Source organism: Frigoribacterium sp. CFBP 8759 (genome assembly GCF_014841655.1).
Taxonomy (GTDB): domain Bacteria; phylum Actinomycetota; class Actinomycetes; order Actinomycetales; family Microbacteriaceae; genus Frigoribacterium.
Genome location: NZ_JACYUH010000003.1, coordinates 278705 through 290269, shown reverse-complemented (window position 1 = coordinate 290269; position 11565 = coordinate 278705). Strand labels below are relative to the sequence as shown.

14 protein-coding genes are annotated in these 11565 nt (G+C 73.3%); 8 read left to right on the top strand and 6 right to left on the bottom strand.

The genetic code is table 11. The features are described from left to right. Positions 1 to 129 precede the first annotated feature (129 nt). Positions 130 to 759, top strand: a complete 630-nt coding sequence (locus tag IFT79_RS11510; protein ID WP_159825306.1) for a class I SAM-dependent methyltransferase — start codon at positions 130 to 132, stop codon at positions 757 to 759. Here the strand turns inward: IFT79_RS11510 and IFT79_RS11505 are convergent. After that, complete coding sequence (locus tag IFT79_RS11505; protein ID WP_192124296.1) at positions 743 to 1306, bottom strand: hypothetical protein; 564 nt, start codon at positions 1304 to 1306, stop codon at positions 743 to 745. The two genes, IFT79_RS11510 and IFT79_RS11505, sit on opposite strands and share 17 nt — an antisense overlap. Before the next feature lie 166 nt (positions 1307 to 1472). Here IFT79_RS11505 and IFT79_RS11500 point away from each other — a divergent pair, with 166 nt between their 5' ends. Then, entirely contained in the window at positions 1473 to 2273 is an 801-nt protein-coding gene (locus IFT79_RS11500; RefSeq protein WP_192124294.1) for an Fpg/Nei family DNA glycosylase, read from the top strand. Positions 2274 to 2321: 48 nt separating this feature from the next. On the opposite strand, the gene IFT79_RS11495 is transcribed toward IFT79_RS11500, so the two are convergent. Then, on the bottom strand, positions 2322 to 4016 hold the full coding sequence (locus IFT79_RS11495; RefSeq protein ID WP_192124293.1) for a PHP domain-containing protein: 1695 nt from the start codon (positions 4014 to 4016) through the stop codon (positions 2322 to 2324). 177 nt (positions 4017 to 4193) lie between these two features. Between IFT79_RS11495 and IFT79_RS11490 the strand changes: the two genes are divergently transcribed. Continuing rightward, positions 4194 to 4994 (top strand): hypothetical protein, encoded by an 801-nt coding sequence (locus tag IFT79_RS11490; protein WP_192124291.1) that lies wholly within the window; start codon positions 4194 to 4196, stop codon positions 4992 to 4994. Positions 4995 to 4996: 2 nt separating this feature from the next. Here IFT79_RS11490 and IFT79_RS11485 read toward each other — a convergent pair whose 3' ends face one another. After that, positions 4997 to 6898, bottom strand: a complete 1902-nt coding sequence (locus tag IFT79_RS11485; protein WP_159825316.1) for an ABC transporter ATP-binding protein — start codon at positions 6896 to 6898, stop codon at positions 4997 to 4999. A 147-nt stretch (positions 6899 to 7045) separates the two neighbouring features. Between IFT79_RS11485 and IFT79_RS11480 the strand changes: the two genes are divergently transcribed. The 5 genes from IFT79_RS11480 (at position 7046) to IFT79_RS11460 (ending at position 9838) form a co-directional block, all read left to right on the top strand. Next, entirely contained in the window at positions 7046 to 7591 is a 546-nt protein-coding gene (locus IFT79_RS11480) for a GNAT family N-acetyltransferase (protein ID WP_159825318.1), read from the top strand. 73 nt (positions 7592 to 7664) lie between these two features. Continuing rightward, positions 7665 to 7886: a hypothetical protein gene (locus IFT79_RS11475; protein ID WP_056047020.1), complete on the top strand. Its 222-nt coding sequence runs from the start codon at positions 7665 to 7667 to the stop codon at positions 7884 to 7886. 111 nt (positions 7887 to 7997) lie between these two features. Beyond that, a complete protein-coding gene (locus tag IFT79_RS11470; protein ID WP_192124289.1) occupies positions 7998 to 8909 on the top strand; it encodes a MerR family transcriptional regulator in 912 nt (303 codons plus the stop codon). Between the two features lie 52 nt (positions 8910 to 8961). Continuing rightward, positions 8962 to 9297 (top strand): PadR family transcriptional regulator, encoded by a 336-nt coding sequence (locus IFT79_RS11465; RefSeq protein ID WP_192124287.1) that lies wholly within the window; start codon positions 8962 to 8964, stop codon positions 9295 to 9297. Beyond that, complete coding sequence (locus IFT79_RS11460) at positions 9290 to 9838, top strand: HAAS signaling domain-containing protein (protein ID WP_192124285.1); 549 nt, start codon at positions 9290 to 9292, stop codon at positions 9836 to 9838. The genes IFT79_RS11465 and IFT79_RS11460 overlap by 8 nt, the downstream gene beginning before the upstream one ends. A 57-nt stretch (positions 9839 to 9895) precedes the next feature. Here the strand turns inward: IFT79_RS11460 and IFT79_RS11455 are convergent, their stop codons facing one another. The 3 genes from IFT79_RS11455 to IFT79_RS11445 all read right to left on the bottom strand — a co-directional run bounded on the left by IFT79_RS11455 (position 9896) and on the right by IFT79_RS11445 (position 11211). Beyond that, positions 9896 to 10309, bottom strand: coding sequence for an SRPBCC family protein (locus IFT79_RS11455; RefSeq protein WP_192124283.1), 414 nt, complete (start codon positions 10307 to 10309; stop codon positions 9896 to 9898). A 51-nt stretch (positions 10310 to 10360) separates the two neighbouring features. Then, a complete protein-coding gene (locus IFT79_RS11450) occupies positions 10361 to 10633 on the bottom strand; it encodes a hypothetical protein (protein ID WP_056047034.1) in 273 nt (90 codons plus the stop codon). Between the two features lie 170 nt (positions 10634 to 10803). Beyond that, on the bottom strand, positions 10804 to 11211 hold the full coding sequence (locus IFT79_RS11445) for a DUF7882 family protein (protein WP_192124281.1): 408 nt from the start codon (positions 11209 to 11211) through the stop codon (positions 10804 to 10806). Positions 11212 to 11565 lie beyond the last annotated feature (354 nt).

Sequence of the window (11565 nt, the reverse complement as noted above, 5' to 3'; positions counted from 1 at the left end):
GTCGTCGCACCACCGTGTTGCGTGGTGCGACGACGCGACGGTGGTGCGACTCCGACTCCGACCCCGACCCCGGCCCCGGCCCCGGCCCCGAGCCGCGAGCCCCGAGCCACGACTCCTAGGCTGCGGGGCATGACATCCGACGTCGGGGAGCGCTACGCCGCGCGCGCCCGCGAGTACGTCGACCACCTCGGCTCGATGTCGTCGGTGCACCCCGCCGACGAACACCTGGTCACGTCCTGGGCGACGACGGTCGAGGGCCCCGTGCTCGACGCGGGCTGCGGGCCGGGGCACTGGTCGGGGCACCTCGCCGCGCGGGGCGTCCACGTGCGTGGTCTCGACCGGGTCCCGGCCTTCGTCGAGCACGCGCGCCGCACCCACCCGGACGTCTCGTTCGGCCTGGGCGACGTCGACGCCCTGCCGTACGAGCCGGGCGAGTTCGCAGGAGTCCTCGCCTGGTACTCGCTGGTCCACCACGACCCGGGCAGCATCCGGCGCCCCCTCCGCGAGTTCGCCCGGGTGCTCCGGCCGGGCGGTGAGTTGCTCGTCGGGTTCTTCACCGGGTCGACCGTCGAACCTTTCGACCACGCGATCACGACCGCGTGGCGCTGGGCGCCCGACCTCCTCGCGGACGAGCTGCGCGCCTCCGGGTTCGACGTGCTCGAGACCCACACCCGCACGGGACCACCGTCCGGGCCGAGGCCCCACGGCGCGATCATCGCCCGTGTCGCTCAGGGTGAGACCGTCAGCCCAGCCCCTTGATGTGGGTCTCGATGGCCGTGAGGACGGCGCGATGCGCATCGAACGAAGTCGCCCAATCGTCGACGAGCAGGCCGTGGTCGGCGCCGTCGACCGTGACGAGGCCCGCATGCGTCTCGAGCCCCCGCGCCGGCTGCCACATCGAGTCGGCCCCTCCGCCCACGGCGAGGTGTGACGAGGAGGCGCGGGTCAACGAATCGAGGACCACGGGCTCGGTGAGGACCGGCGTCAACCACACCCCTGCGACGCCGTGCTCGACGGCCCACGGCAACGCGAGGGTGCCGAACGACTTCGCGAGGACGAGGTCGACGCGACCGCCGACGGCCTCCGCGGCATCCTGCAGCCGCTCCTCGACGACGGGCCGCGAGTCGTCGGCCGTCAGATCTCGGGCATCCCACTCGACGGTTTCGACTCGCCAACCGAGCTGCCGCAGCATCAACGCAGGCCAATAGAGCAGCGGCGCCTTGACCCCGTACCCGGTACCCGGGAGGAGCACCGCGACGGGACACGACGTTCCTGTCGACGGCCCGGACGAGGTGGGTGAGCTCATGGGCCGAGGCTAAGGCAGACGACCGATCGTGGTGATGCCAGCGTGTCCCCGTGTCGGGGTCGCACCACCGTCGGGTCGTCGAACCACGGGACACGGTGGTTCGACGACCCGTCGGCGGTGCGACTCCCGCGTGACCGGCGCGGGGCACGCCGGGTAGCATCGCGGCATGCCGGAGGGTGACAGCGTCCACCTGCTGGCCGCGCGCCTCCGTCCCTCGCTCGTCGGGCGGGTCGTCGTGGACGGCGAGCTGCGGTCGGGCGGCCGGGCGGGCGAGTCGCTCGCCGGTCGGCGCGTCGTCGAGGTCGACACCCACGGCAAGCACCTGCTGACCCGCTTCGACGACGCCACCACCCTGCACACGCACCTGCGCATGCAGGGGTCGTGGACGGTCACGCGCCCCGGCCGCGTCCTGCCGTCCCGGCTGCAGCGGCAGGTGCGGGTGCGTGCCCGGCTCGACGACGGCCACACCCTCTGGGGCGTCGACCTGCCCGTCGTCGACCTGGTGCCGACCCGGGACGAGCACGCGCTGGTCGGCCACCTGGGCCCCGACCCGCTGCGCCCCGACTGGGACCCCGAGGAGGCGCGACGTCGCCTGGCCGCACTCCCCGACGTCACGGTCCGTGCCGCGCTGCTCGACCAACGTCCGATGGCCGGCCTCGGCAACCTCTGGGTCAACGAGGTGGGGTACCTGCGTGGCCTGCACCCGGCCGCCCCGATCGGCGAGGTCGACCTGGTGAAGCTCGTCGATGTGGCCGCCCGCGCCCTGCGCTTCTCGGTCTCGACGCCCGGCGCCTACCAGGTCACGACGGGCCGGACGCGCCGGGGCGAGACGCACTGGGTAGTCGGCCGGGCCGGACGCCCGTGCCTGCGCTGCGGCACCCGCGTCGAGGCGCGCGACGACCCTCCCACGCCGGACGGCCGCACGCGGCGGGCCTGGTGGTGCCCGCGGTGCCAGCCCGCGGCGTGACGCGGGACGGTCGCGACGACGTTCCCTCAGGAGTGGGCCGCGGTCGGCTCAGCGCACGCTGACGAAGATCGGGTTCGCGTACAGCCAGATGTCGGCCCACGGGTCGGCCGGGCTCATCGGGAACGGCTGGGGTGCCCGCGGGTCGACGTCGGCTCCGAGCGGGCCGACGCCGTGCACCCGGCCGTCGCTGCCGCGCAGGCGCACGTAGCCGTCCTCGGTGGCGGGCTCGAGCGGCACGACGACGCGGAACGGAGCGGCGGACCGGTCGGCGACGTCGAGCAGCTCGACGACCCGGGTGCCGGGCGCGCGCTGCTCGTCGCGGTCGGCCGCGGGTCCGGTGACGCGGCCACGGATCACGTCCAGGTGGGCGAGCCGCGGGATCGTGCCCCGTGAGGTGGGCGTCGTCGTGGGCACGACGTCGACCACGAGCTCGAGGGCGGTGCCGCGCGGGACGGTGAGGGTCCCGCCCAGGGTGGCCTGCGCCTCCTGCCCGCCGGTGGCCCGGAGCACGACGGAGAGCCCGGCGACCAGGTGCCCGTGGTCGACCCAGAGCCGACCGGCGCGGATCGCGTCGAGCAGCGCGGCGGACGACCGGTCGACGGCGCCGACGTGGTTCCGGCTGAACTCGCCCGGCCAGAAGTCGGCACCGTTCTGGGGCGTGGCCGTCGCGACCGGGTCCGGGCGGCGGCCGGCACGGTCGAAGTTGGCGAGCGACGCGCCGGCCTCCCAGCCGGGCCCGGTCGGGAAGTCGCCGACGCGCGTGGCGTCGGACTCCTTGAGGTGGAGGTCGCTGTTCGAGGTGATCCACCAGCGCCGGCCCTCGCTGAGCAGCGAGTCCCACACGCCGCCGACGACGGCCGTCGTCCAGTCGAAGCCGCCGTGGGTCAGGTAGGCCTCGGCGGGGTAGCCGGCGAACGAGAACTCGCTGGGGGCGTTCTCGTACTCGCCCCGCCGCGAGCGCGCCGACGCGTTCGCGGCGACGGCACCCGCCTGGGCACCGGGGGCGCCCTCCATGCCGACGAACACCTCGGGGTCGGCGTCCTGCCAGGCCCGCAGCTCGCCGGGCGAGTCGATGCCGAGGCGGCTCGGGTGGTTCGCCAGGACGATCACGTCGTCGACGACGCCCGCGCTCTTCTGGGCGCCGAGCCAGGCGATCGCGTCGGTGGCGTGCACGAGCCACTCGGCGGCGTCGTCGGTGCCGGGGCGCGGCTTCTCCCAGCCGTTCAGCTTGCCGTCGTGGTCGAGCTCGAAGCGGCGCAGCACACGGGTCGTGGCGGGACCGGGTGCGACGAGCACGGTGGCGTGCTCGGCGCCGGGGATGTACCACTCGAGCCCCTGCAGCACGAGCAGGTCGGGCCGGGCAGCCCGCGCGGTCTCGATCTCGCGGGCGGCGTTGAACACCCCGCCGACGTTGGCGTGGCCCTTGTTGCTGTGCTCGGTGAAGGCGATGGCGTCGACCCCGAACCTCTGCGCCTGATCGAGGATCGTCGTCATGGGGTACTTCGCGTCGTGCGAGTAGACCGAGTGCACGTGGTGGTCGAAGACCAGCCACGAGACGGCGGCCGGATCGACGACGGCGGGCGCCGACGGCAGCGGCGCCGCCTGCGCGGGGTCCGCTCCCCGCAGCCCCTGGGCCGTCGTCCCCACGGCGACCGTCGCGGCGACGGAGGCCCCGAGGAAGGTCCGGCGCGAGAGGCCCGATCCGGTCGGCGCGGACTGCTCGGGGCGGGGGTCGAGGGACATGGCTTCACTTTCGTCGGGCGGGCGTCCCGACCGTAGGCAGCGGGCCTGAACCGCAGGCCAACGGTCGGGGACGCGGACGACACCGGGCGTTCACGATCCGTTCCCCCGGGTGCGCGACAGTCCTGGCGTCGCCGCGCGCTCCCCGCCGCGCAGTCCACGCACCCACCGAAGGTCCCGATGCTCCCCTCCGCCCCCGCCGTCCGTCGTCTCCCCTCGCGCGCCTCCGGACGGGGCCTGCTCGTCGCGGCGGCCCTCGCCGCCGGCGCGGTCGCCGGCCTGGCCGGCCCCGGTGCCGCCGTCGCCGCCCCGGCACCCGCACCCGCCGACCCCGCGCCGCTCGTGCTGCGCGACGCCGCCGGCACCGCGATCGTGTCCGGCGACGCACGCGCCGATCCCTCGTTCGCCTCGGCGCTGCTCGCCGCGGGCTGCCCGGTCGACGCGGACGACGCCGCCCGGCTCTCGGTGACGTCGGGAGGCGCGACCGTCGTCACGTCCCCGAGCGTCGCGGTGACCGCGGGGCAGCCGGTCGAGGTGCCGATGGCCATCTCGTTCGAGGAGGTGGTCGCCGCCGGCGTCGAGGAGGGCGGAGCGACGCTCTCGCTGGAGTGCCTCGTCGTCGAGTCCGGCATCCCGTCGACGGTCGTCGTCGCGGCGACGCTGCCCGTGACCTTCGCCGCGGGGACCTGGTCGGTGCCCGGCGCCGAGGTCGACCCGGCTCCGCCGACGGACGACCCGACCGCGCTGCCGACCGACCCCGGCACGGCACCCTCCCCCGCACCCACGGACGGGGCCGCGGCCGGGACGGACTCGACGCCGCGACCCTCGGCCACGGCCCGGCCCTCCGCCGACGGAGCCCTCGCCTTCACGGGCGGTCAGGTCGCCGGGGTCGGCGCGCTCGCCGCCGGGCTGCTCGCGGCGGGCAGCGCCCTCGTGCTGCGGCGGCGGACCGCGCCCGTCGACGGGCCGCCCGCGGAGTAGGGCTACGGCGCGCTCGGCGCCTGCTCGTCCGCGGCGACGTCCTTCTGCACGGCGAACTGCGTGCGGTGCAGTTCTTCGTAGCGGCCGGCCGCGGCCAGCAACTCCTCGTGGGTGCCGCGCTCCACGATCGAGCCGTCCTCGACCACCAGGATCTGGTCCGCGCTGCGGATGGTGGACAGGCGGTGCGCGATGACCAGCGCGGTCCGCCCTTCGAGCGCCTCGCTGAGGGCCGCCTGCACGGCGGCCTCGGACGTCGAGTCGAGAGCCGCGGTCGCCTCGTCGAGGATGACGACGCGGGGCTGCGCCAGCAGGAGGCGCGCGATGGTCATCCGCTGACGCTCGCCTCCCGAGAGCCGGTAGCCGCGCTCCCCCACCATCGTGTCGAGCTGGTCCGGCAGCGACCGGACGAGGGGCTCGAGCCGCGCGCGGCGGACGGCGTCCCACACCTCGTCGTCGGTCGCTTCCGGCCTCGCGAGGCGCAGGTTGCTGAGGATCGTCTCGTGGAACAGGTGGCCGTCCTGGGTCACCATGCCCAGCGTGTGGCGCATCGAGGCGAAGGTCACGTCGCGGACGTCCGTCCCCGCGAGGCGCACGGCGCCGCCGTCGACGTCGTACAGACGCGACATCAGCTGCGCGATCGTGGACTTCCCGGCACCCGACGTGCCCACGAGCGCGACGGTCTGCCCGGGCTCGATCCGGAAGGACACGCCGTGCAGCACCTCCTCGCCACCGCGGGTGTCGAGGGTGGAGACCTCCTCGAGGGAGGCGAGGGACACCTTGTCGGCGGACGGGTACGCGAAGCGGACGTCGTCGAACTCCACGCTCACCGGGCCCTCGGGGACGGAGGCGGCGGTGGGCTTCTCCTGGATCAGCGGTTCGAGGTCCAAGACCTCGAAGACGCGCTCGAAGCTCACCACCGCGCTCATGATCTCGACCCGCGCGTTCGCGAGGCCGGTCAGCGGCACGTACAGGCGCGTGAGGAGGAGGGCCAGGGTGACGACCTCCCCGGTGTCGAGCTGGCCGGCGAGCGCGAGGGCGCCGCCCAGTCCGTACACGAGCGCGAGGGCGAGGGCGGATACGAGCGTCAGCGCGGTGACGAAGACGAACTGCAGCAGCGCGGTGCGGACCCCGATGTCGCGGACCCGGGCGGCACGGACGCGGAACTCCTCCGCCTCCTCGTCGGGACGGCCGAACAGCTTGACGAGGGTGGCCCCGGGCGCGGAGAAGCGCTCGGTCATCTGCGTGCTCATCGCGGAGTTGTGGTCGGCGGCCTCGCGGCGCAGCGCGGCCAGACGGCTGCCCATGCGCCGCGCGGGGACCAGGAAGATCGGCAGCATGACCACGGCGAGGACCGTCACGAGCCAGGACGTGCTGAGCATCACGATCAGCGTGAGGACCAGGGCCACGACGTTCGTGACGACGCCCGACAGGGTGCCGCTGAAGGCCTGTTGGGCGCCGATCACGTCGTTGTTGAGGCGGCTCACGAGGGCGCCCGTCCGGGTGCGGGTGAAGAACGCGATCGGCATCTTCTGCACGTGGTCGAAGACGGCGGTGCGGAGGTCGAGGATCACGCCCTCGCCGATCCGGGCCGAGAACCAGCGCGTCACGAGCGAGACGCCGGCGTCGGCCAGCGCCACGACGGCGATGAGGACGGCGAGCCGCACGATGGACGCGAGTTCGCCCCGCGCGACGATGACGTCGACCACCCGGCCGGCCAGCACGGGCGTCGCGACCGCGAGGACGGCACCCACCACGGACAGGGCGATGAAGACGACGAGCTTCGACCGGTAGGGCACCGCGAACGTCATGATCCGCCGGACGGACGCGCGCGAGATGCCGTGCCCGCCGTCCCGTGCGGACGAGATCTTGTAGAGCGAGCTCCAGGCCGCGCCTTCCATGCTCATGGTGGTTCCTTCCGTGGGGGCCTGGCCCAATGTAGACGGCGGATCGCCCCGGGCTCGCAGCAGCCGTGCCCGGGACGGTCCGACGTTGCCCGGGGACGGTCGGCAGGAATCCTCCCCGAGGCCGGGCGATGCACGAGGATCGACGTCATGGACACGGACACCCTGGCGTCGACCCCCCGGCTGACCCTCCGCCTGCATCGCGAGGACGATCTGGAGCGACTCCTCGCGATCCACTCACGACCGGACGTCTCGCGGTACCTCCTGGAGGAGCCCTGGACGATCGAGTCCGGACGGGCACAGCTCGATCGGCGCCTGGGTCGGACGGACCTCGCCGAGCCCGTCGGAGCACTCGCCCTCGTCGTCGAACGGGAGGGCCGGCTCATCGGCACGGTGGCGCTGTGGCGCACCGAGTCCGAACCCCGCACGCTCGAGGTCGGATGGACGCTCGATCCCGACCACGGAGGCCAGGGCTTCGCGGGTGAGGCGGTCGCGGCCGCGCTGCGGCTCGCGTTCGCCCGGGACGACGTCCATCGCGTGACCGCGCAGATGGACGGCCGCAACACGGCCTCCGCCCGACTCGCGGCCCGGGTCGGCCTGCGGCAGGAGGCGCACCACCGGCAGGACTTCTGGAGCAAGGGCGAATGGACCGACACCCTCGTCTTCGCGATGCTCGCCGACGAGTTCCCCGGGTGACGCGTCGGCCCCGGGGGGACGTCGACGGGCAGACTCGTGCCGAGGAGTCCACCGCGACGGAACGGAGACGGGCATGTTCATGAGGCGCGGCGGATCGACCGAAGGATGGGCGCTCATCGGGTTCGGAGTCGTCGCCTGCCTGTTCTCGGCGCTCGCCCTGTCCGGCGCGTTCGGCTCGGTGCCGGACGGCGGTCGCGCGGGGACGTTGGCCTACCTGGGCATCCCCGTGGGCATCGCGGCGATCGTCGTCGGCATCGTCGGCCTCCGTCGCGACGACCATCGCGCCGGGGACTGACCCCGCGCCTCCGTCGGCGGGCGTTCCGGGACCGCCCGGGTTGCAGGTGCCGCAGCGTCATGTGGTCTGCTCGAAGCACGTCCCGTGTCGTCCCGCGTCGAAAGGCCCGCCATGCATGCCATCCCGGTTCCGCCCCGTCAGGTCCTGATCGGCGACGCCGCGGCGTTCGTCGGCTTGACTCCCCGGGCGATCCGCCACTACCACCAGATGGGCCTGCTCCCCGAGCGCGAGCGGGGCACCGACGGCCGACGGCGGTACGGCTACGCGGAGATCATCCGGCTGCTGTGGATCCGCCGGATGGCCGACGCCGGGATCGCCCTCGACGACATCCGTGACGCCTTCACCGGGGCCGCGCCGGGCGCGGACACCGGCGTGACCGAGACCACGGACGAGGTCGCCGGCGTCCTCGCCCGACTGGAGGACACCCTCGCCGCGCAGGAGGACGAGCTACGCCGGAAGAGGGAGTCGGTCCGGCGCATGCGGATGCTCGGCAGCCGCCTGGGGCTTCTCGACGAGATCGTCTCCACCCGGCTCGAGGCCGCGCCCGAGGGCTCGCTGCGGCAGGACGACCTCGACTCGCTGCTGGTCACCGAGCGCATCTTCGGCCCGTTGGGTGCCGTCCTCCAGGCGAGCCGATTCCTCGTGCTGGCCCTGCACCCCGAGCTGCGTGCCGAGTCCGACCGCGTCGACGCCGCCGAGGAGGCGCTCGACGACTCGGTCGCCGTCGACGACCCCCGGGTGGCACGGGTGGCGGCCGAACGGCACGCCTTCGACATCAGGCTGCTGGGCCTGGTCGAGGAGTCGGGCCAGCGGGACGAGGACGACGCGATCTTCGACGCCTGGGACGATCGACACCCCACCGAGGGTGCCGAGGCGGCCCCGGCGCCCGAGACGGCGGCGAGCTCCCGCGCCAGGAGCGCGGCGGACGTCATCCGGAGCATGCCCTACGACTTCTCCCCCGCCCGCCTGCGCTGCATGGAACTGGCCCTCCACCTGGCGGTGGCCGAGACGCCCACGCCCTGAGCGGTCCCGCGAGCCCTTGACATGTCTTGCACCGCAAGGTAGCTTGTGACGCATGACAGCGGACGCGGGGGCGCAACTGCGCAAGGGGGTCGTCGAGTACTGCATCCTCGGACTGCTCGACCGTGAGCCCATGTACGGCTGGCAGCTCTCCGAGCAGCTCGTCGAGGCGGGTCTCGTCGCGAGCATCGGGACGCTCTACCCCATCCTCGGTCGCCTCCGGGCCCAAGGCCTGGCCACCGCCTTCGACCAGCCGTCCGCGACGGGGCCCGTCCGCAAGTACTACCGGCTCACACCCCTCGGGCGCGACCAGCTCGGCGCCTTCCGCCTCCAGTGGGCTCCGTTCACCGCCTCGGTACACCGACTCATCGGAGAAGACACCCGTGACTGACACCACACCCGAGATCACCACCGCCTACCTCGCGCAGCTCGACACCGAGCTCGACCAACTCCCGGCAGACCTGCACCGGGACATCGTCACCGGCATCCGGGAGGAGCTTGAGGGTCTCGACGCCGAGGCCGCAGCCGCGCGCATCCGGCAACTCGGCGACCCGGCCTTCATCGCCGCCGGGGCGCGCGCCGAGACCGTCGGCGAGGCTCCTCTCACCAGCCCGGACGCGCCTCCTCCCGGTCGGACGTTCTCGATCGTCGCGGTCGTCGTCCTGATCGTCGGCTCGTTCCTGGTGCCGGTCGTCGGTGCGATCGCCGGCCTCCTCTTCGTCAGCCAGGCAAGAGCCTGGAGCCGACGGGAGAAGGCGGCCTCGTGGCTCGCCACAGTGGGTGTGGTCCTCCTCGCCCTCGCGGCCTCGACGGTGATGGCCTCGGCGGGTCTCGGCGGCACCCACCTCGTCGTCCTGGTCGCCTACCTCGTGTTCCCCGTGGTAGGCGTCGTGCTGGCCGTCCGCGCACAGCGCCGGGGCTGGCACGCCTGACGCGGGCTCCTGCTCGTCGCGGGACGCCCCTGAGCCGAGCGCCCGTCGACCGGTCCGCTACCGGGAGCGCGGGAGACGCTCGTCGAGCAGCGTCGCCAGCCGGTCGAGGTCACCACGCACGAGACGGACATCGGACTCGACGTCCGCTTCCGACATCCCGTCCCGGCGGAAGAGGGTGAAGACGGCTTCGCTCCCCTGGTCGTTGGCCACGACGCGGAAGGGGTTGCTCACGACCGTCCCGTCCGGCAGGGTCACGTCGTGGTCGAGGATGCCGAGCTCCACCGGCCCGGTGAACGCGACCTCGACGACCCCCATGGGTGAGTCCGTGAACCACCGCCCCTCGTCGTGACGGATGCCGGCGCTCAGACCGGCCGCCCACGCGGGCAGGTTCTCCGGGTCGCCGGCGACGCTCGAGACGGCGGCGACGTCGTGGTCGAACGCACGTGAGATGTGGACGGCGGGCCAGGTCATGCCGGGAAGCTAGCAGCGTTCCGCCCGACGAGCGACCCTCACGACGCCGCGTCAGCCCCGGCGGCGCGCACCTCGTCGGTAGCCGAGCCATGCCGCCAGGACGAGCAGGCCGACGACGAGGACGACCGCGCCCACGAGACTCGCGGTCGAGAACACGTGCACGCCGTCAGCGGTGAAGGTCGTGTCCGACAAGGGGGCGTACGCGAACCACCCGAAGGACACGGGTCGCGCCGACGCGACGACGAACACGACGACGCCCACGACGGACGCCGCCAGACCGCCACCCAGGACGAGGCGGGAGACCAGGCCGGCACGTTGTGTCATGCCCGGACCATAGCGTGCGCGGTAGGCGGTCGCCAGCGCTCCGATCGAGGCGTAGCCTGCCCCCGTGGACCTCGGAGACCCGACCGCCTGGTGACCGGCGTCGCGCCGGTCCCTGCGCACCCTCCAGACGTGGAGCCCCGCGGGCTAGGCCAGACGTGGCGCCCCGCGGGCTAGGCGCGACTCGGCGGTCTCGCCGCCCTCGTCCTCGACGGCTCGGGACGGTCGGTGGCCCAGTCGACGTGCGTGCCGGTCACGCCGGGCAGGTGGGTCGCCGGGTCGTGATCGGGCTCTGCTTCGGGGTAGAGGCCCCGGCCCGACGACGCACTGGCGTAGAGCGCTGCGAGCCAGGTGGGGTTGATCTCGACCGTGCGGCTGCCGGCGAACTTGAACCGGAGGCTGATCTGGGGCGAGAGCCAGACGGTCGACCGGCCGTCGCCGGTCTCGATCGGTTCCTTCCACGAGAACATGAACGACTCGTTCTGGCGGAACTTGTTCACGATGACGATCTGGAGGTGGGCGAGGAGACGGTCCTCGACCTTGAACTCGAGGACGTCGCCGTCGTAGACGATGTATCCCATGGCTGCTCCGAGACGGAGAACGCCCGACGGTGCTGACAGCAGGGTCTGGGCTGTGGTGGTGTGCGGATCTCACTGCGCACTGCGCCGGCCGTCTTCGCGACGCCACACGTGGTGACGAGACCACATCGGTGATGCGTCCGCTCGGCTCTCCTCGAGACCTGACACTAGACCGCCGACGAGGAAGGGCGACAGGGTCCCGACCCGAACGGGACCCTGTCGCCGGCAGCTCGCACCGGACCCGACCGGTGCCAGCGCACGCCTTGAGGACCTGAACCACCCTCAAGACATGCCCAGCCTGCGCCTGCGCCCGGGATGCACGACAGATCTGGACTTAAGGCGAACGCTTTGATACCA